Origin of the sequence: Gordonia shandongensis DSM 45094, assembly GCF_000423025.1 — a bacterium.
GTDB classification, from domain to species: Bacteria; Actinomycetota; Actinomycetes; order Mycobacteriales; family Mycobacteriaceae; genus Gordonia; species Gordonia shandongensis.
Genome location: NZ_AUHE01000009.1, coordinates 1 through 18,020, shown reverse-complemented (window position 1 = coordinate 18,020; position 18,020 = coordinate 1). Strand labels below are relative to the sequence as shown.

Sequence of the window (18,020 nt, the reverse complement as noted above, 5' to 3'; positions counted from 1 at the left end):
GCTGCGGCCGGCCGCGTCACGTACAGTGCAGGGCGTGTCCCACCTGCGCACCGAAGTCCACGGCGGTGTCGGCGAGATCGTCCTCGACCGGCCGCGTGCCCTGAACGCTCTCGACCAGTCGATGATCGACGAGATGACGGCGGTCCTCGAACGGTGGGGCGACGATGACGCCATCGACACCGTGCTGGTGACGTCGAGCAGCGATCGCGCGTTCTGCGCGGGCGGCGACATCCGCGCCGTCCGCGAGTCGGTGCTCGACGGTGACGCGGCCGCGGTGGAGGCGTACTTCGAGAGCGAGTACCGACTCGATCAGCTCATCGCCGAATACCCGAAGCCCTATGTCGCGGTGATCGACGGCGCGGCGATGGGCGGCGGCCTCGGCATCAGCGTGCACGGAGAGGTGCGGATCGTCTCGGAGAAGGCGTTGATCGCGATGCCCGAGACCGCGATCGGATTCTTCCCCGACGTCGGTTCCACCTATTTTCTGCCGCGTCTCCCGCAGGGGATCGGCATGTGGTTGGCCCTCACCGGGACGAGGATCGGCGGCGCGGACGCGGTCGCGATCGGGCTGGCGACGCACTTCGTGCCGTCGTCGGCGATCCCCGGTGTCGTCGAGGCGATCCGTCACGGCGCACCGCTGCGCGAGGCACTCGAGGATCACCGGGGCCCGGTGACCACGGAGCTGCCGCTGCGAAAGATCGCCGAGTACTTCGATGATGTGAGCGTCGCGGGGATCATCGGCGGTCTCCGCGGCGCCGTCGGCGACGACTGGGCCGACGAGATGCTCGATCTGCTGACCACCGGCTCCCCGACGAGCCTGTGCGTGACGGCGCGGCTGATCGAGGAGGGCGCCGAGTCGTCGCTCGCCGAGTGCCTGGATCGCGAACTCGCCGCCGCCGTCCGCATCACGGCGCACCCGGATTTCGCCGAAGGCGTCCGGGCCGTCCTCGTCGACAAGGACCGCAGTCCGGCGTTCTGTCCGGCGACCGTCGAGGACGTCGCCCCCGAGGACGTCGCCGCGATCGTCCCGTAGTCCGGTCGCCGTACCGGGCCCGCGGTCAGCGGGCGAGTTCGAAGACGCCGCGCAGCGAGGCGGAGTCCGGTGGGGAGGGACGGTCGGCGGGGTCCTCGTGGGAGACGTCGTCGCTCGGGTCGAACGGGTTCGCTGTCGTCGCGAGCGCGTCGGGGCATTCGACGGTGCCCGCGGCCCCCGCCGGGGTCACGCGAGCGAGGCGCACGGTGCACCGCTGCGACGTGAAGTAGTCGCCGCCGTGGGAGACTCCGACGGTCGAGGTGAACGTGGAGTGCGGGGTGGTGACCTTTCCCCGCGGCCACGGCAGGACGCCGCGGGACAGGTTGACGCTGGGGAACTCGAGCAGCGCGCCCTCGCCGCGGGAGCCGCGGAATGTGAACAGCACGGTGTCGGGCGGGACCTGGGGGTCGGCGCTGCCGGTCTTGGTGAATCCGAGGCAGGTCGCGGAGCCGCCCTTGGTCCGCACCGAGATCCGCATGGTGCCGGTGCTGTAGCGCAGCGCGTACCCGGTGGTGTCGACCTTGCCGGACTCCGGCGTCTGCTCGCAGTCCGTTGCGGGGAGTCGTTCGGTGGACGCGGGTTCCCCGGCAGGCGCGGTCGGCGGCGCGGAGACGGCGGTCTCCTCGGCGGCCGGGCTGCACGCGGTCAGCGCGAGTGCGCCCGCACCGACGGCGATCACCGCGGCGGCCACACGTGCGGCCGTCGCGGTCGGACCCGTCGGCGGTCGCATCAGTCGGCCGCCGCCACGAGGGGCTCCAGGAGCAGGTCGGGGTGTTCGCGCTCGATGTACTGGAGTCGCCACTTGTCGGAGAACAGTGCCAGGATGGCGCCGTCGCTGCGGGTGAAGACCTCCACTCCGCGTTGGCGGTCGAGTTCCGGGGCGCTGCTCTCGTCGGTTCGTCGCGCCATCGCGTACCCGAGGGGTTCGACGACGGTGTCGACGTTGAACTCGGCCTTCATGCGGGCGGTGACGACCTCGAACTGCATGGGGCCGACGGCGGCCATCACCGGCGACGCGTCGCCCCGCAGATCGTTCCGGAGCACCTGGACGACGCCCTCGGCGTCCATCTGGTCGACGGCCTTGCGGAACTGCTTGTACTTGTCCGCGGTGGTGACGCGGAGCGCCGAGAAGTGTTCGGGGGCGAACGAGCCGATCGGCGGGAACTGGGCTCGCGGGTCGATGAACAGGGTGTCGCCCGGGGCGAGGGCTATCGCGTTGACGAGCCCGACCACGTCGCCGGGGTACGCCTTGTCGACCGTCGACCGGTCGCGGCCGAAGACGGCCTGCGCGTACTTCGTCGCGAACGGCTTTCCGGTCTGGGCATGCGTGACGACCATGCCGCGCTCGAACTCCCCGGAGACGATCCGCATGTAGGCGAGCCGGTCGCGGTGAGAGCTGTCCATACCGGCCTGCACCTTGAAGACGACGGCGCTGAACGGGTCGGTCACCTCGCGGTCGGTGCCGTCGACGGTCGTGCGCCCGTGCGGCGGGGGAGCGAACTCGACGAGTGCGTCGAGGAGCTGGCGGACGCCGAAGTTGAGCATCGCCGAGGTGAAGATCATCGGTGAGGTCTGCCCGGCCAGGAACATCTCCTGATCGTGGTCCTGACCGAGTTCGGCCAGCAGGTCGCTCTCCTCGCGCGCGGCCGTCCACGCATCGCCTTCGCGTTGGGCGGCCTCGTCGGCGTCCATCAGGATCTCGGGGGCGATCTTGGCGCCGCCGGCGGTGCGTTCGAAGTGGATGTACCGACCGGTGCGGCGGTCGAGGAGGCCGCGGTAGTCGCCGGCGATGCCGACCGGGACGTACAGGGGGGTGGGGATGAGGCCGATGCGTTCGTTGATCTCGTCGATCAACTCCAGCGGCGTCTGACCCGGTCGGTCCCATTTGTTGACGACGGTGATGACCGGGATGCCGCGGTGGCGGCACACCTGGAACAGTTTGAGCGTCTGCGGTTCGAGGCCCTTGGCGGCGTCGATCAGCATCACGGCGGCGTCGACTGCGGTGAGGACGCGGTAGGTGTCTTCGGAGAAGTCGGAGTGTCCGGGGGTGTCGACGAGGTTGATGACGAAGGGCGCGTCGGAGTCGTCGGCGGTGCCGGGCGTGTAGCTGAACTGCAGGGCGGTGGAGGTGACGGAGATCCCGCGGGCCTTCTCCATCTCCATCCAGTCCGAGACGGTCGAGCGGCGGCCGCCCTTGCCGTGTACCGCGCCGGCCTCGCTGATCATGTGGGCGTGCAGCGCGAGGGCCTCGGTCATCGTCGACTTGCCCGCGTCGGGGTGGGAGATGATGGCGAACGTGCGACGCCGCTTCACTTCGCGGTTGATGGCCTCGGAACTCACCCGCTCACGCTATCGGTTTGCGGTGGTCACGGGCAATTTCGGAGGGGTGTGACAGGTCGAGACCCAGGTGAGGGCGCGTGTCGTGGCGGGTCGGTGTCGTCGCTCGCCTGATCTCGACGGCAGCGACCTACTCGAACGGGATGGGCGGCATCGTGACCACCTGCGCGGCGTAGCTGAGGCCGGCGCCGTAACCGAGCAGCAGGGCGGTGTCGCCGGGTTTGGCTGCGCCGGTCGACAGGAGGTCCTCCATCGCCAGGGGGATCGACGCGGCCGACGTGTTCCCGGTCGTCTCGATGTCGTTCGCGATGACCGTCGACTCGCCGAAGCCCAGACTCCGGGCGAGGAGTTCGTTGATCCGGGAGTTGGCCTGGTGGGGGACGAAGACGTCGACCTCGGAGGTGTCGATCTTCGCGACCTCGAGGGCGCGCTGGGCGGCCTTGCCCATCTCGAAGGCGGCCCACCGGAAGACGGCGGTGCCCTCGAGGCGGAGGTATGGGCGGTTCTCGATGTCGCCGCCGTCCATGTAACTGATCCAGTCGATGTCCTGGCGGATGGCGCTGAACTGGGTGCCGTCGCTGCCCCAGACCACGGGTCCGAGGCCCTGCTCGGGCGTCGGGCCCACCACCACGGCTCCGGCGCCGTCGCCGAAGATGAAGCAGTTGCCGCGGTCGGTCATGTCGAGGGTCACCGACAGCTGTTCGGCGCCGATCACCAGGACGTTGCTCGCGCTGCCGCCGCGGATCATGTCTGCGGCCAGGCCCATCGCGTAGCCGAAGCCCGCGCAGCCGACCGTCACGTCGAATGCGGGGACGCCGTTGGCGCCGAGCTCGGTGGCGATCTTGACGGCGCCCGCGGGTGTGAGCAGCAGGTGGGTGTTGGTCGCCAGGATCACCGCGTCGATGTCGGAGCCGGACAGGAGTGCATTCGCGATGGCCTTGCGGCCGGCGTTGACGCCCATCTCGACGACGGTTTCGTCGCGCCGCGCGAAGCGGCGACTCTTGATGCCGGTCCGCGTGTAGATCCATTCGTCGGACGAGTCGATGCTCTGGCAGATCTCGTCGTTGGTGACGACGCGTTCGGGACGGTGAGCACCGATCCCGAGCATGCCGATCTTCTGTGTTCCGACGGCTTCGGCGAGTACGGCCATGAACTGATCTCCCACTTCTCCGGGTGTGCGGTGGCGCACATGCTCTGTCGACGTTCTCATGCGTCACGGGTTACCGAGAAGTAGCCGCGCGGCGGCGCGCCCGCCCGCCCGGCCGCTACCGTTGCCGGTATGTCTGTCGCCACCACACGGCTGTTGCTGCTGGGTGCGGTGGGTCTGTTCGAGCCGGTGAACGGTTACCAGATCCGCCGTGAACTCGTGTCGTGGCGTGTCGACGAGTGGGCGAGCATCCGGCCGGGGTCGATCTATCACGGTTTGCGCCGACTCACCGAGCAGGGGCTGCTGGCGCGATCCGTCGTCGACGACGGATCGCGGCCGGCCGCGGTCTACGAGTTGACGGCCGCGGGGCGCGACGAACTCGAGGCGGGGATCGTCGCGGCCGTCACCGCGGTGAACGTCTTCGACCGACATGAGTTTCAGGCCGGCTTCGGTCTGTTGCCGATGCTCGGTGAGCAGCGCTCGGTCGCAGCGCTCACCGATCGGCGGGAGGCACTGCGCACGGCGATCGGGGAGATGCTTCCGCCGGGGACCGACGACCGTGTTCCGGCCCACTCGGTCAGGAGCCTGCAGCTGTGGCGGCAGTTCGCCGAGTTGGAGCTGTGGTGGCTCGACGGCGTCCTGGCCGACGTCGCCGCGGGTGAGTTGTCCTTCGACTCGGGTGCGGATCGGCCGCCTCACCCCTACGCTCAAATTTGACTACTTTGCGCGGGGTGCGTGAGGGCCACACAACGCAGGAGGAATCCGCATGATCCATGCACGCGGGCTCGCGGCGACGTTCGTGACCGGGAAGGGCAGACGGCAGCGGGAGGTGCGTGCGGTCGACGGGGTCGACCTCGACGTGGCGGAGGGCGAGGTCGTCGGCTTCCTCGGACCCAACGGGGCCGGTAAGACGACCACGCTCCGCATGTTGACGACGCTCCTGCGGCCGACCGCGGGCACCGCGACGGTCAACGGATTCGACGTCGCGACGCAGTCGGTCCAGGTGCGCCGCAGCATCGGGTACGTCTCGCAGGCCGGGTCGACGTTCTCGCAGGCGCTCGCCGGCGACGAGGTGGCCGACCACGGACAGTTGTACGGGATGAGCCGGCGCGCGGCCGTGGCGCGCGGCCGGGAACTGTTCACGAGCCTTCAGCTCGACGGACTGTGGGATCGGATGCCCAAGAACATGTCCGGCGGGCAGCGCCGTCGGCTCGACATCGTGATGGGTCTCATCCACGACCCCACGCTGGTGTTCCTCGACGAGCCGACGACCGGGCTGGACCCGCAGGCGCGCGCCAACCTGTGGGAGCACATCGCGGCGCTGCGAACCAGGCGGGGCGCCACGGTCTTCCTGACCACCCACTATCTGGACGAGGCCGATGCGCTCTCGGACCGCATCATGATCATCGACAACGGTGTCATCGTCGCCTCCGACACCCCGGAGAACCTCAAATCGCAGGTCTCGGGCGATCTGGTGCACCTCGGGTTCGCGTCGGCCGAGCCGGTGTCCCGCGCCGCGTCGGCCCTCGAGAACGTCGGCGCCACCGAGATCGAGACGGACGGATCCGGGGTGACCGCTCGCGTCCGCGGATCGGCCAAGGTGATCCCCGGACTGCTCCGGGAACTCGCCGCAGGCGGAGACGCACTGGAGGAGGGCGACGCACTGGAGGAGATCGAGATCAAACGCCCGACGCTCGACGACGTCTTCCTGACCCTGACCGGACGCAGCCTGCGCGACGCGGAGGCCGCCGTCGACCCGACCGACGAGGAGACCGACCGATGATGAGCTTCCTGCGCGAGTCGTACATCGTGTTCCGCAGGCAACTGCGGATGAACCTGCGGAATCCGGCGTGGGTGCTGATCGGGATCATGCAGCCGGTGCTCTACCTGGTGTTGTTCGGGCCGCTGCTCAAACCGATCGTCGCCTCGTTCCCGAACGCCGGCGACAACGCCTACACGTTCCTGGTCCCCGGTCTGCTCGTGCAGTTGGGCATGTTCGGGGCGATGTTCGCCGGCTTCGGACTGATCGGCGAATGGCGGGAGGGGGTCATCGAGGCCGAACGCGTGACTCCGGCGAGCCGGACGGCGCTCCTGTTCGGTCGGCTGCTGCGCGACCTCATCCAGTTGTTCGTTCAGGCGCTGATCCTCGTCGGCCTCGGTTTCGCGATGGGCATGCGCGGGTCGATCATCGGCGTGATCGTCGGCATCGTCGTGACGCTCCTGATCGGCGGCGCCTGCGCGGCCGCGTCGAACGCCCTGGCCCTGTCGACCAAGAGCGAGGACGTGATGGCGCCGGTCCTCAACATGGTGATGATGCCGGTGCTGCTGCTCTCGGGCATCCTGCTGCCGATGACCCTTGGGCCGGCGTGGCTCACCCGGATCTCGGACTTCATGCCCTTCCGCTACGTCGTCGACGCGGCGCGCAGCTCATTCCTCGGCGACGTCGCCGGCTCCCAGGTCGCGTGGGGGCTGCTCGCCGCGGTGATCATGAGTGCACTGGGACTGTGGTGGGGCACCGCGGTGTTCCGCCGCGAGAACGCCTGACCTGGTCAGTCGACGATGCCGGCCAGGTGCGCCGGCAGCGGGCCGGCATCGGCGCCGTCGCCGAGACCGTCGAACGAGGTGATCGTCGGGGCCGGCGGCAGGGTCGCGACCATGCCTGCATAGCTCAGTCCGGCACCGAATCCGAGGACGAGGGCGAGCTGCCCGCCGGCGGCCTTCCCGGTCGCGAGCATCTCCTCGATGGCCAGCGGGATGGATGCGGCCGAGGTGTTCGCGGTGTTCTCGATGTCGTTGGCCATCGGCAGGTCGTCGCGCAGGCCGAGGTTCTTCTTCATCAGGTCGTTGATGCGCGCATTGGCCTGGTGCGGGACGAAGACCTCGATGTCCTCGGGGCCGGCACCCGACTCGGTGAGCAGCTTGGTGAGCGCCTTGGGCAGCGTGATCGCGGCCCACCGGAAGACCCGCGGGCCCTCCATGCTGATGACCATCCGGCCGACCGGGTCGGTCGAGGAGTCCTTGTCCTGGTACTCCACCGACCGCGCCATGTACTCGACGGTGTCGAAGTTCTGTTTGATCGCCTCGGCGTTCTCGCCGTCGGACCCGGAGACGACCGGCGAGATCCCGTTGGTCTCGGTGGGGCCCACCACGACGGCACCGGCGCCGTCGCCGAAGATGAATCCGGTGGAGCGGTCGGTGGGATCGAGGCCCACCGACATCGTCTCGACACCGATGACGACGGCGTAGGTCGCGCTGCCCGCGCGGATCGCGTCGGCGGCGACGCCCAGGGCGTAACCGAAGCCGCCGCACCCGGCGGCGACGTCGAAGGCGGGGATGCCGTTGAGCCCGATGTCGTGCGCGACGATGGGGGCGCCGTGCGGCACATTGCTGGGCCAGCTGCTGGTGGCCAGGACCAGCAGGTCGATCTTGTCGCGGTCGATCCCCGAGTTGGTCACCGCGCGGTCGGCCGCGGCGGACGCCATCGACCGCAGCGTCTCGTCGCCGCTGATCCACCGGCGGTTGTGGATCCCACTGCGCTCGAAGATCCACTCGTCGGAGGAGTCCAGCACGCGGCACAGCTGATCGTTGGTGATCAGTCGCTGGGGCCGGTACGCGCCGATGCCCAGCATCGACACGTTCGCGTGACCCGAGGGAGTAACCAGAGTCGCCAAGATGTCCGTCCTCGTCGTCGATTCCGGCAGTCGGGTGTGCCGGATACTCGATGGTGATTCTACGACCGACCGGATCGCCCGGCGGCGCAGGCTGCCGTGTCGCGGCACGAACCCGTCATGCCGGCGGGTCCACCGTGGCCGCGATCGGTGCCCGGCCGCCCGTGTCGTCCCTGGCCAGGAAGGTCATCGCGCCGCCGGCGACCGACAGGACGCAGGCCATCGCGAAGACGAGCCAGAAGCCGCCGACGGCGGCGACGAGCCCCGCCCCGAGGACCGGTCCGATCAGCTGGCCGAGGGCCGCCGACACGTTGACGATCCCGAGGTCGCGACCGTGATCCTCCACGCGCGGCAGCAGATCGGTCGCGAACGCCAGCCCGACGGTCATGAACGCGCCGTAACCGATCCCCATGAGGGCGGCGGCCGCGAGTGTCGCGGCGAACGTCGGGTGCACGACGATCACGATGCCCGAACACGCCTGGATCAGCGCGGAGACGACGGTGAGGATGCGGCGGTGCCCGCGACGGTCGGACACCGTCCCGAAGATCACCGAGCTGCCGACGACGAAGACGGTGTAGACGACGATGAGCAGCAGCAGGTTGCCCTCGGCGGCGTCCTTGTCCTGGTGCAGGCCGTACAGCAGGAAGAACAGGAACAGCGACGTTCCGAGCGCGTTGCCGATGTTGCCGACGAGCCGGCCGCCGAGCATCCAGCAGAAGTCGCGGTCGCGCAGCGACGCCCAGCGGGGCGCCGAAGCGCCCGACTCGCGGTCCGGGGCGGCCAGTTCGCTGCGGGGCGCGACCGGGTCGGGCAGACCGAAGGACGCCCACGTGCCGATCGCCGCGACGAGCAGCGCGAGCACCAGATAACCGGAGAGCACGCTCAGACCCAGCAGCACCACGACGCCGACGCCGAGGACGATGCCGAGCGCCTGAGACGACCCGATCGACGCCGATGCGGTGCCGCGGCGGTCGGGCGCGAGCTGATCGGGGATCATCGCGGTGAAGGCGGCCGAGGCGACGGCCACCCCCACGGAGACGCCGATCCAGCAGATCGCGACCAGCCACGGCTGGTGGGCGAGTCCGGTGAGGACCAGGAAGATCGCCGTCCCCCAGCAGCCGCCGAGGGCCCACACGCGGCGTCGGCCGCCGAGCCGGGCGGGGAGCCGGGAGCCGTCGGTCCGGTCGGACGCGTGCCCCGCCAGCGGTCCGGCGATCACCGCGACGAGGCCGCCGATCCCGAGGACCAGCCCGGAGACGACGACGCCGTGGATCCACCGGTCGCCGTCCTCGGACGTCTGGGAGTCGAGCTGCAGGGGCAGGAGCAGCTGCAGCGGAGTCAGCTGCGCCATCCAGATGACCAGCCACGCGAGGGTGAACAGGGTCATCCAGCGGCGGCCGGTCGTTCCGGCCCCGGGTCCGGTCATGCGCGGTTCCCGGCGATCACGGCGCGGTACCAGTCGTACGACGCCTTCGGGGTGCGCGCGGCCGTCTCGAAGTCGACGTGCACGAGGCCGAAGCGCTGGGTGAAGCCGTCGGCCCATTCGAAGTTGTCGAGCAGGGACCACACCGTGTACTCCTCGACGTTCGCGCCGCGGGCGATCGCCTCGCCGACGGCGCGGATGTGGCCGTCGAGATAGTCGATGCGGTCGGCGTCGTCGATCCGGCCGCTCGGTGCGTCGGGTTCGGGGAACGACGCCCCGTTCTCGCTGACGATCAGCGGTGGCAGATCCCGGTAGCGCTCGGTGAAGTCGACCAGGAGCGCGGTCAGCGATTCGGGAACGATGGGCCACTCGTCGCCGAATCCGGTGACGGGCGCGTTCGGCGTCGGCACCATGTCGAAGGGGATGGGGTTGTCGTCGCCGCTCGGCGCGGTCACGGTGGTCGGGTTGTAGAAGTTGACGGCGTAGAAGTCGCGGGCGGCGCTGATGAGGTCGAGGTCGCCGTCGCGGACGGGCATCTGCAGGCCGTAGCTCGTCAGGTCGGGGTATTCGCCGGTGAGGATCGGGTCGGCGAAGATCCGGTTGTGCAGCAGGTCGTAGGCGGCGACGGCGGCATGGTCGGCGGGGTCGTCGCGCAGCGGTCGCACGTGGGTGTGGTTGTTGGCCACGCCGACGGCCCGGGCCCCGGCGCCGCGGAGCACGTCTGCGGCCAGGCCGTGAGCGAGCAGCTGGTGGTGGGCGGTCGGGAGGGCGTCGAAGAGCAGGAGTTCGCCGGGCGCCAGCTCGCCGACGGCGTACCCCTGCAGCGTCGTCATCGCGGGTTCGTTGATCGTGTACCAGTGCGCGACGCGGTCGCCGAGTCGGTCGGCGACGAGGCGGGTGTAGTCGGCGAAGCGGGCGGCGGTGTCGCGGTCGAGCCATCCGCCGCGTTCGTGGACCGGGAGCGGCAGATCCCAGTGGAACAGCGTGGGGAACGGGGTGACGCCGGCCGCCAGGAGATCGTCGACGAGGCGCGAGTAGTAGTCCAGGCCCGCGGCGTTCGCCGGCCCCGAGCCGTCGGGTTGGACGCGTGTCCACGAGATCGAGAACCGGTAGCGGTCGAGGCCGAGCCCGGCGGCGAGCGCCACGTCCTCGGCCCATCGGTGGTAGCTGTCGGGGCCGGGTTCGGCCGTGGACCCGTCGAGCACCTTGCCCGGGGTGTCGACCCAGGAGTCCCAGATCGATCGGCCGCGGCCGCCTTCGGCGCGGGCGCCCTCGATCTGGAAGGCGGCCGTGGCCGCCGACCAGCGGATCGGTCGGGGGAGGGTCGGTACGGGGTGAGGGGTGATGTCGGCCGCTGTCATGGGGCGTCGCTCCTTCGCTCCGGCTCGGCGTCGATCACACGCCGTCGACGAGGTCCCGTCGATCCGGCCGTGTTGATCGAACGATCAAGATGTGGTCGTCGTCATCATCGCCGATCAGCCGGCGGCGTGCGGCCGATCGCGCGAATCGGCAGCCGGCCGCCCGTCGACGGGACGGAGCGGAGGTCCCCGTCTACCAGGAGTGGACGGTGTTCTGTGCGGACTCGAGGCCCCGCGTCACCAGGAGTTCGGCGGCGTCGACCCCGGCAGCGATCAAGAGGTCGACGTCGGCCTGCGCGGCCCCGGGAAAGGGCTTGAGGACGAAGTCCGCGGGATCCTGACGCCCCGGCGGACGTCCGATGCCGAGCCGCACCCGCAGATAGTCGCGCGTCCCGACCGCCTGGGAGATCGACCGGAGACCGTTGTGGCCGCCTTCGCCGCCGCCGCGCTTGAGCCGGACTGCGCCGAAGTCGATGTCGAGCTCGTCGTGCAGCACGATCATGTCGTCGGGGGCGACGGAGTAGTACGTCGCCAGCGGGCCGATCTGCCTGCCGGTGACGTTCATGTACGTCCGCGACTTGGCGACCAGGACCGGCTCGCCGCCGATCCGCACGGTCGCCGTGAGAGCGCCGGAGCGCTTGTGCACGGAGAACTTCTCGCCATACGAGGAGACCAGGCCGTCGGCGACCATCGCGCCGACGTTATGCCTGGTCTTCTCGTAAGCGGGACCGGGATTACCCAGCCCGATGATGAGCTTCACAATCGAAGGTCCGCGAGGATCACTCCTCCTCGGCGGCCTCACCCTCGGCGGCCTCGGCCTCGCCGTCCTCCTCATCGGGCTCCGGCGCGGCCTTCTGAACCTCGACGGCGACCAGGAGGCTCTCCGGGTCGGTGATCAAGGTGCTGCCCGCGGGCAGTTCGACCTCGCCGGCGTGGATGTTGGTCGGGGCCTCGAGGTCCTGGACCGACACGACGACGTTCTCGGGGATGTTGAGGGCGTCGGCCTCGATCTCCAGGTAGTTGGCCTCCTGGATGACCAGGGTGCCCGACTTCGACGTGCCCTCGACGAGGATGCCCACCTCGACGATGACCTTCTCGCCGCGCTTCACCAGGAGCAGATCGACGTGCTCGATGTAGTTGCGGATCGGGTGGACGTCCACCTGGCGGGTCAGCGCGAGCTGCTTCTTGCCGTCGATGTCGAGTTCGACGACGGCGTTCACGCCGTTGTTGCGCAGGATCGCGGACAGTTCGCGGTTCGGGAGCAACAGGTGCTCGGGGGTCTGGCCGTGGCCGTAGAGAACGGCGGGGATCTGTCCGGCGACACGGGCGCGGCGCGCGGCGCCCTTGCCCCGGCCTTCGCGGATGGTGACGGCGAGCTGCGGTGCAGTGGCCATGAGATTCTCCTCGGGTCGTGTGAACGGTCGTCAGGTGGCGCCCCAGCGTCTGCACCCACGCGGCCACGACCCGGACCGAGGCCCGAAGAACGATGCCGGTCGCGCCGATAACGGTGATCGAATCACCCTCGCCGAGACAACGTCGACCAGAATACCATCGACGCATGACCTCCCAGAAACCGACCGCTCTCGTCCACGACTTCTTCGTCGACCTCGCACAGCAGCGGATCGAGGCCGCCCTGTCGAGAGTCGACGAGCAGATCGTCTACACCAACGTCGGGTTGCCGACGGTCCGCGGCAAACGCCGCTTCGCCGCCGTGATGCGCGCCCTCGGGCGTGACCGACTCTCGTTCGACCTGGAGATCCGGGCGATCAGTGCCGACGACGACGGCGTCGTGCTCACCGAACGCATCGACGAGATCGGCGTCGGACCGTTCCGGATGCAGTTCTGGGTGTGCGGCCGCACCGAGGTCCGTGAAGGACGGATCACGCTGTGGCGCGACTACTTCGACTTCCTCGCATGTACGCGAGGATTCCTTCGTGGCGTCGTCGGCATCGTCGTCCCCGCCGCGCGCCGCCCGCTGCACCGCCCGCTGTCCGCGGTGCTCACATCCGTCGACTGACGGTGGCGACCGCAGCCTGCCGCGGTCGTCAGAGGATCTCGTCGACCGCGGAGGCCGGCCGCGCGAGCCGGGTGCCCTTGTCGGTGATGACGAACGGGCGCTCCACCAGGATCGGGTGGGCCACCATCGCGTCGAGGATCTCGTCGTCCGACGCCGCAGCGAGGTTCAACTCCTTGTAGAGCGACTCCTTGGTGCGCACGGCCTGCGACGGCGTGAGCCCGGCATCGGCGAACATCGCCGCCAACTGCTCCCGGTCCCATCCGGTGTCGAGGTACTTGACGATCGTCGGCTCGATCCCGGCGTCGCGAATCGCGGCGAGCGTGGTGCGCGACGTCGAGCATCGGGGATTGTGATAGATCTTTGCGTCCACCCGTCCACCGTACGTCGAGCCTCACGCGCACCGGAACGCTATGCCCGGTGTGTGACATTCTCCGCAGCGGTCCGGCCCGGAGGCCCGGACCGTCGCAGCCCTATGCGATCCCGTTGAACAGGCTCGTGACCGAACCGTTCTCGAAGACCTCCTGAATGGTCCGAGCCAGCAGCGGCGCGATCGACAGCACGGTGAGGTTGTCGAACCGCTTCTCCTCCGGAATCGGCAGGGTGTCGGTGGTGATGACCTCCTCGGCGCCGCAGCTCGCGAGGCGCTCGGCCGCCGGATCGGAGAAGACGCCGTGCGTCGTCGCGATGATCACGTCGCCGGCACCGGCCTCCTTGAGGACGGTCACGGCGCCCGCGATGGTGCCGCCGGTGTCGATCATGTCGTCGATGAGCACGCAGGTCTTGCCCGCGACCTCGCCGACCACCCGGTTCGACTTGATCTGGTTCGGCACATCGGGGTCGCGGGTCTTGTGCACGAACGCCATCGGCGCACCGTCGAGGGCGTCGGCCCACTTCTCGCCGACCTTGACGCGACCGGCGTCGGGCGAGACCACGCAGATGTTGTCGGTCCCGTACTTGGTCCGCACGTACTCGGCGAGCTGACCCTGCGCGTGCATGTGGTCGACGGGGCCGTCGAAGAATCCCTGGATCTGATCGGTGTGAAGGTCGACCGTCACGATGCGGTCGGCGCCGGCGGTCTTGAACAGATCGGCGATGAGGCGGGCCGAGATCGGCTCGCGACCGCGGTGCTTCTTGTCCTGCCGCGCGTACGGGTAGAACGGGATGATCGCGGTGATGCGCTTGGCCGACCCGCGCTTGAGCGCGTCGATCATGATGAGCGTCTCCATGACCCACTGGTTCATCGGGTACGGGCAGCTCTGCAGGACGAAGGCGTCCGACCCGCGGACCGACTCCTCGAAGCGGACGAAGATCTCGCCGTTGGCGAAATCCCGCGCCGTCTGCGGAGTGACGGGAACGCCCAGCTCGTCCGACACCGCCTGCGCCAGCTCGGGGTGCGCCCGGCCTGCGAACAGCATCAAATTCTTACGATTGTCGGTCGTCCAAGTCATGGGTGGCTCGTTCTCTCCTCGACGGTCGGCTGCCCGGGGGTCACCGGATCTTCACTCATTGTGCTGTGCGGTCCGCGCGGCGTCCGCGGCAGGGGTCCCGGGACGCTTCGTCACGACCCAGTCGGCGATGTTCCGCTGCGCACCGGCCGACACGGCGAGCGCGCCCGGGGGAACGTCGTCTCGAAGTACGGTACCGGCCCCGGTGTACGCGCCGTCGCCGATTGTCAGGGGAGCGACGAACATGTTGTCGCTGCCCGTGCGGCAGTGTGAACCGATCACCGTCCGGTGCTTGTCCACGCCGTCGTAGTTCACGAACACGCTCGACGCCCCGATGTTGGTGTGCTCGCCGATCTCCGCATCGCCGACGTACGTCAGGTGCGGCACCTTGGTCCCGGTCCCGATCCGGGCGTTCTTGGTCTCCACGAAGGTGCCGATCTTGCCGTCCGCACCCAGCACCGTCCCCGGCCGCAGATAGGCGAACGGACCGACGGTCGCGCCGGCGCCGATGTGCGCGTCCGAGCCGTGCGTGCGGATGACGCTCGCGCCCTCGCCGACGACCACCCCGGTGAGGGTCGTGTCGGGGCCGACGACGGCGTCGTCGGCGATTCGCGTTCCGCCGCGCAACTGCGTCCCGGGCTCGATGCGCACGTCCTGACCGATCTCCACGTCGACGTCGATCCACGTGGTGGCGGGGTCGACGACCGTGACGCCCGCCAGCAGGTGGCCGCGGACGATGCGGCGGTTGAGTTCGGCGCCCAGTTCGGCGAGTTGAGCGCGGTCGTTGCACCCGGCGACGACCGCCGGGTCGGTGACCGTGAACGCGTGGACGGGAAGGTCGGCCGCCCGGGCGATCGACACCAGGTCGGTGATGTAGTACTCGCCCTGGACGTTGTCGGTCGACAGGCTCGCGATGCCCGTCCGCAGCAGATCGGCGGAGAACGCGTAGATGCCGGCGTTCACCTCGGAGATGGCGAGTTCGGCCGCCGTCGCATCCTTGTGCTCGGTGATCGCCAGCACGTCCGAGCCGGGGCCGTCGGCCCGCACGATGCGGCCGTACCCCGTCGGGTCGTCGGCGATGAAGCTGGTCAGGGTCACCGCGGTCGGGAGTCCGGGCTCGGCGCGCAGGTGCTCGGCCACGAGGTCGGACAGCGTCTCGCCGTCGAGCAGCGGGGCATCGGCAACCGTGACGATCACGGTGCCGTCGAAGTCGTCGGGGAGTCCGGTCATGCCGGCGCGCGCCGCATCGCCGGTGCCCAGCGGTTGATCCTGTTCGGCGATCACCACGGTGCGGCCGAGTTGCTCGGCGATGCCGTCGATCTCCGCGCTCACGCGTTCGCGTTCGTGACTCACGACGGCGACGAGGTGGTCGGGTTCCAGCTGCGCGGCGCCGTGCAGGGCGTGGCCGACCAGCGTCCGGCCGCCGATCTCGTGCAGGATCTTCGGCGTCTTCGACTTCATGCGGGTGCCGGCGCCGGCGGCCAGCACGATGACTGCGATGCTCTCGGTCGGCTGGGCTGACGGCTGGTCGGTCATCGAAGTGCCTCCGCGTTCTGCGTCTCGTGAGCGATTGGTCGAGGCCGGGAGTGCCGGGGGCCCGGCGCCGGCGGCGGGGCGCTCCGGTCGGGCCGCCCCGGAGCATCGTACTCGGGACGACGATCGTGGGACGGCGACCTCGGGGCAGGCGCGCGTCGCTGTCGACTCCCTCGGGCCGCGGCGCCGGGGGACGCTGTGGCAGAATCGGCGAGGCGATATTCCGCCATGGTGTAATGGCAACACTCCTGATTTTGGTTCAGGCATTCCAGGTTCGAGTCCTGGTGGCGGAGCAGGCGGCCGCGAGGCATACCGGACCGAGACATACGGGACGGGGCATACGGGGGCGGGGCATACGGGGACGGGGTCGGGTGACGCGCGTCATGTTATGGTCGCATCGAATCGACCAGGGGGAGACGACATGAAGAAACGGTTGACGGGGGCTGTTCTCGCGCTCGGCATTGCCGGAGGTGCCTCGCTCGTCGCGGGTGCCACGGTCGGCAGCGGTGAGGCCGCCGCGATGCCCTACATCGTGTGCAGCGGCGCGGCGTGCACGAATTACGGCGACATGCCGGGTATCGGGATGGGTCAGTACCGGTGCCCCAATGGCCTGGTCTATCCGTCGATCGCCGTGGTGATGCCGCATTCGACCGCGCCGGTGATGCCGGTCAACTGCCCGTCGCCGCCCAACCTCTTCGGCTGACCGGACCACGCGGCTGCGGCCGGGACCAGCGATCTTCCATGTTCGGGAATGAACCCGCGTAGTTGCCTGTTCGGACAGGTAAGCGCCTCGACGGGAGGCGCACCAACCGAATGGGGAGCAGGTCATGGCCTTCACCGCCGACGAGATCGAGTACATCCGAACCCAGCCGCTGGCACGAGTCGCGACGGTGTCCGCCGACGGGCAGCCGGACGCCGTTCCGGTCGGTTTCCAATTCGACGGCCGAGACTTCTACATCGGCGGATACGACCCGACCAACACCCGACGGGCGCGCAACATCCGCAGCGGGAACCACAAGGTGGCCCTGGTCATCGATGATCTGGCGAGCACCCGACCGTGGGTACCGCGCTATCTCCGCGTCTACGGCACCGCCGAACTGGTGAGTCATCGCGGTCAGGACATCATGAAGGTCACGCCGGTCACGTCGTGGAGCGTCAACATCGACGGCGGAATTCCGGCGGGTGGGCCCAGCTACACCCCGAAGAAGACGGTGCACGCCCGTGCCTGATCCGGCGAGTCCGGCCGATCACCGCGACGAGGTTGTCGACCGGGTCGACGGGGCGCAGGATCCTAGCCGGGATGCGACGAACGCCGCGATGGTGCGGGTGGCGCGCCTGCACAGGCTCCTGGCTCACCACCTCCTGCGCCGAGTCGACCTGCATCCGGGGCAGGAGCTCATCATGTTCGAGCTCTGGGATCGCGGGCCACAACGGCAGGCCGACCTCGTGGACGCCCTCGACTCGGACTCCGCGACGATCACCCGCGCCGTGCGCCGATTGGAGACCGCCGGCCTGGTCCGTCGTGAACCGAGTCCGGACGACCGCCGCGCGACCATCATCTCGACCACCTCGCACGGATCGGCCCTGCGGGTGCCGACCGAGGCCGTGTGGCGAGAGATCGAGCGCCTCACGCTCGTGGACGTCGACGCCGACGACCGAACGCGATTCGCCGGCGTCCTTCATCGAATAGAGGAGAACCTACTCCGGGCCCTCGCAGAGGAAAGAGCTATTGTCAAGACCTGTGGATGAGGTTGTTTCAGGCAGCCTCCTGCTGGTCGGGTGAGACGGTGCCGGGTTCGACGAGTTCGCCGTTTTTGAAGGTAGCGCCGGCCCGGACGAGAGCGACGAGGTGGGGTGCGTTGACGGCCCGCCATTTCGTCTGTGCGGCTTCGATGAGTTTGTAGGCCATCGCCAGTCCCGCGGCCCGTGAGCCGGGGCCCTTGGTCACCTTGGTGCGCAACCGGACCGTGGCGAAGGTCGACTCGATCGGGTTGGTCGTGCGCAGATGAATCCAGTGCTCGGCCGGGTAACGGTAGAACTCCAGCAGCACATCAGCGTC

General features: G+C 69.3%; 20 protein-coding genes and 1 tRNA gene. 9 read left to right on the top strand and 12 right to left on the bottom strand.

The features are described 5' to 3' along the window. Positions 1 to 34 precede the first annotated feature (34 nt). A complete protein-coding gene (locus G528_RS0109180) occupies positions 35 to 1,033 on the top strand; it encodes an enoyl-CoA hydratase/isomerase family protein (RefSeq protein ID WP_026918710.1) in 999 nt (332 codons plus the stop codon). Positions 1,034 to 1,058: 25 nt separating this feature from the next. Here the strand turns inward: G528_RS0109180 and G528_RS0109175 are convergent, their stop codons facing one another. The 3 genes from G528_RS0109175 to G528_RS0109165 all read right to left on the bottom strand — a co-directional run bounded on the left by G528_RS0109175 (position 1,059) and on the right by G528_RS0109165 (position 4,520). Further along, positions 1,059 to 1,763, bottom strand: a complete 705-nt coding sequence (locus G528_RS0109175) for a hypothetical protein (protein WP_051198594.1) — start codon at positions 1,761 to 1,763, stop codon at positions 1,059 to 1,061. Next, positions 1,763 to 3,373 (bottom strand): peptide chain release factor 3, encoded by a 1,611-nt coding sequence (locus G528_RS0109170; protein WP_026918708.1) that lies wholly within the window; start codon positions 3,371 to 3,373, stop codon positions 1,763 to 1,765. The genes G528_RS0109175 and G528_RS0109170 overlap by 1 nt, the downstream gene beginning before the upstream one ends. A gap of 127 nt (positions 3,374 to 3,500) precedes the next feature. Next, on the bottom strand, positions 3,501 to 4,520 hold the full coding sequence (locus G528_RS0109165) for a beta-ketoacyl-ACP synthase III (protein WP_026918707.1): 1,020 nt from the start codon (positions 4,518 to 4,520) through the stop codon (positions 3,501 to 3,503). Between the two features lie 129 nt (positions 4,521 to 4,649). Between G528_RS0109165 and G528_RS18040 the strand changes: the two genes are divergently transcribed. The 3 genes from G528_RS18040 to G528_RS0109150 are packed head-to-tail and all read left to right on the top strand — an operon-like array spanning position 4,650 to position 7,061. Then, positions 4,650 to 5,234, top strand: coding sequence for a PadR family transcriptional regulator (locus tag G528_RS18040; protein ID WP_051198592.1), 585 nt, complete (start codon positions 4,650 to 4,652; stop codon positions 5,232 to 5,234). Positions 5,235 to 5,283: 49 nt separating this feature from the next. Next, positions 5,284 to 6,300 carry an ATP-binding cassette domain-containing protein gene (locus G528_RS0109155; protein ID WP_026918706.1) on the top strand — a complete coding sequence of 339 codons (1,017 nt, stop codon included), beginning with the start codon at positions 5,284 to 5,286 and terminating at the stop codon, positions 6,298 to 6,300. Then, a complete protein-coding gene (locus tag G528_RS0109150) occupies positions 6,300 to 7,061 on the top strand; it encodes an ABC transporter permease (RefSeq protein ID WP_026918705.1) in 762 nt (253 codons plus the stop codon). Before G528_RS0109155 ends, G528_RS0109150 begins: the two co-directional genes overlap by 1 nt. A gap of 5 nt (positions 7,062 to 7,066) precedes the next feature. Here the strand turns inward: G528_RS0109150 and G528_RS0109145 are convergent, their stop codons facing one another. From G528_RS0109145 to G528_RS0109125, 5 genes are all read right to left on the bottom strand, one after another. Further along, complete coding sequence (locus tag G528_RS0109145) at positions 7,067 to 8,146, bottom strand: beta-ketoacyl-ACP synthase 3 (RefSeq protein WP_156890410.1); 1,080 nt, start codon at positions 8,144 to 8,146, stop codon at positions 7,067 to 7,069. A gap of 157 nt (positions 8,147 to 8,303) precedes the next feature. Then, entirely contained in the window at positions 8,304 to 9,611 is a 1,308-nt protein-coding gene (locus G528_RS17020; protein ID WP_051198590.1) for an MFS transporter, read from the bottom strand. Continuing rightward, positions 9,608 to 10,969: a GH1 family beta-glucosidase gene (locus G528_RS0109135; RefSeq protein WP_035719567.1), complete on the bottom strand. Its 1,362-nt coding sequence runs from the start codon at positions 10,967 to 10,969 to the stop codon at positions 9,608 to 9,610. Before G528_RS0109135 ends, G528_RS17020 begins: the two co-directional genes overlap by 4 nt. Positions 10,970 to 11,159: 190 nt before the next feature. Then, positions 11,160 to 11,726, bottom strand: a complete 567-nt coding sequence (gene pth, locus G528_RS0109130; protein WP_026918702.1) for an aminoacyl-tRNA hydrolase — start codon at positions 11,724 to 11,726, stop codon at positions 11,160 to 11,162. Positions 11,727 to 11,745: 19 nt separating this feature from the next. Next, a complete protein-coding gene (locus tag G528_RS0109125) occupies positions 11,746 to 12,360 on the bottom strand; it encodes a 50S ribosomal protein L25/general stress protein Ctc (protein WP_026918701.1) in 615 nt (204 codons plus the stop codon). A 164-nt stretch (positions 12,361 to 12,524) separates the two neighbouring features. Between G528_RS0109125 and G528_RS0109120 the strand changes: the two genes are divergently transcribed. Further along, the gene (locus tag G528_RS0109120) at positions 12,525 to 12,983 is read left to right on the top strand and encodes a limonene-1,2-epoxide hydrolase family protein (RefSeq protein WP_026918700.1); all 459 of its coding nucleotides are present in this window, start codon (positions 12,525 to 12,527) and stop codon (positions 12,981 to 12,983) included. A gap of 28 nt (positions 12,984 to 13,011) precedes the next feature. Here the strand turns inward: G528_RS0109120 and arsC are convergent, their stop codons facing one another. From arsC to glmU, 3 genes are all read right to left on the bottom strand, one after another. Then, complete coding sequence (gene arsC / locus G528_RS0109115) at positions 13,012 to 13,353, bottom strand: arsenate reductase (glutaredoxin) (protein ID WP_026918699.1); 342 nt, start codon at positions 13,351 to 13,353, stop codon at positions 13,012 to 13,014. A gap of 100 nt (positions 13,354 to 13,453) precedes the next feature. Continuing rightward, entirely contained in the window at positions 13,454 to 14,431 is a 978-nt protein-coding gene (locus tag G528_RS0109110; RefSeq protein WP_026918698.1) for a ribose-phosphate diphosphokinase, read from the bottom strand. A 51-nt stretch (positions 14,432 to 14,482) separates the two neighbouring features. Then, entirely contained in the window at positions 14,483 to 15,964 is a 1,482-nt protein-coding gene (gene glmU / locus G528_RS0109105; protein WP_026918697.1) for a bifunctional UDP-N-acetylglucosamine diphosphorylase/glucosamine-1-phosphate N-acetyltransferase GlmU, read from the bottom strand. Between the two features lie 219 nt (positions 15,965 to 16,183). Between glmU and G528_RS0109100 the strand changes: the two genes are divergently transcribed. From G528_RS0109100 to G528_RS17015, 4 genes are all read left to right on the top strand, one after another. Then, positions 16,184 to 16,254 (top strand) — tRNA-Gln (locus tag G528_RS0109100). 128 nt (positions 16,255 to 16,382) lie between these two features. After that, positions 16,383 to 16,664 (top strand): hypothetical protein, encoded by a 282-nt coding sequence (locus G528_RS0109095; RefSeq protein WP_035719566.1) that lies wholly within the window; start codon positions 16,383 to 16,385, stop codon positions 16,662 to 16,664. A 124-nt stretch (positions 16,665 to 16,788) separates the two neighbouring features. After that, the gene (locus tag G528_RS0109090; RefSeq protein ID WP_026918695.1) at positions 16,789 to 17,190 is read left to right on the top strand and encodes a PPOX class F420-dependent oxidoreductase; all 402 of its coding nucleotides are present in this window, start codon (positions 16,789 to 16,791) and stop codon (positions 17,188 to 17,190) included. After that, the gene (locus G528_RS17015; RefSeq protein WP_211220621.1) at positions 17,183 to 17,710 is read left to right on the top strand and encodes a MarR family winged helix-turn-helix transcriptional regulator; all 528 of its coding nucleotides are present in this window, start codon (positions 17,183 to 17,185) and stop codon (positions 17,708 to 17,710) included. Before G528_RS0109090 ends, G528_RS17015 begins: the two co-directional genes overlap by 8 nt. A 7-nt stretch (positions 17,711 to 17,717) precedes the next feature. On the opposite strand, the gene G528_RS17010 is transcribed toward G528_RS17015, so the two are convergent. Further along, positions 17,718 to 18,020 (bottom strand): transposase (locus G528_RS17010; RefSeq protein ID WP_035719564.1); only part of this gene is annotated, 303 nt, incomplete at its 5' end.

Coding starts and splice junctions, on each gene's coding strand:
- G528_RS0109090 (WP_026918695.1), top strand. CDS start 16,789: ATGGCCTTCACCGCCGACGAGATCGAGTACATCCGAACCCAGCCGCTG.
- G528_RS18040 (WP_051198592.1), top strand. CDS start 4,650: ATGTCTGTCGCCACCACACGGCTGTTGCTGCTGGGTGCGGTGGGTCTG.
- G528_RS17020 (WP_051198590.1), bottom strand. CDS start 9,611: ATGACCGGACCCGGGGCCGGAACGACCGGCCGCCGCTGGATGACCCTG.
- G528_RS0109175 (WP_051198594.1), bottom strand. CDS start 1,763: ATGCGACCGCCGACGGGTCCGACCGCGACGGCCGCACGTGTGGCCGCC.
- G528_RS0109155 (WP_026918706.1), top strand. CDS start 5,284: ATGATCCATGCACGCGGGCTCGCGGCGACGTTCGTGACCGGGAAGGGC.
- G528_RS0109110 (WP_026918698.1), bottom strand. CDS start 14,431: ATGACTTGGACGACCGACAATCGTAAGAATTTGATGCTGTTCGCAGGC.
- G528_RS0109135 (WP_035719567.1), bottom strand. CDS start 10,969: ATGACAGCGGCCGACATCACCCCTCACCCCGTACCGACCCTCCCCCGA.
- G528_RS0109095 (WP_035719566.1), top strand. CDS start 16,383: ATGAAGAAACGGTTGACGGGGGCTGTTCTCGCGCTCGGCATTGCCGGA.
- G528_RS0109125 (WP_026918701.1), bottom strand. CDS start 12,360: ATGGCCACTGCACCGCAGCTCGCCGTCACCATCCGCGAAGGCCGGGGC.
- G528_RS0109165 (WP_026918707.1), bottom strand. CDS start 4,520: ATGGCCGTACTCGCCGAAGCCGTCGGAACACAGAAGATCGGCATGCTC.
- glmU (WP_026918697.1), bottom strand. CDS start 15,964: ATGACCGACCAGCCGTCAGCCCAGCCGACCGAGAGCATCGCAGTCATC.
- G528_RS0109150 (WP_026918705.1), top strand. CDS start 6,300: ATGAGCTTCCTGCGCGAGTCGTACATCGTGTTCCGCAGGCAACTGCGG.
- G528_RS0109120 (WP_026918700.1), top strand. CDS start 12,525: ATGACCTCCCAGAAACCGACCGCTCTCGTCCACGACTTCTTCGTCGAC.
- G528_RS0109145 (WP_156890410.1), bottom strand. CDS start 8,146: ATGCTGGGCATCGGCGCGTACCGGCCCCAGCGACTGATCACCAACGAT.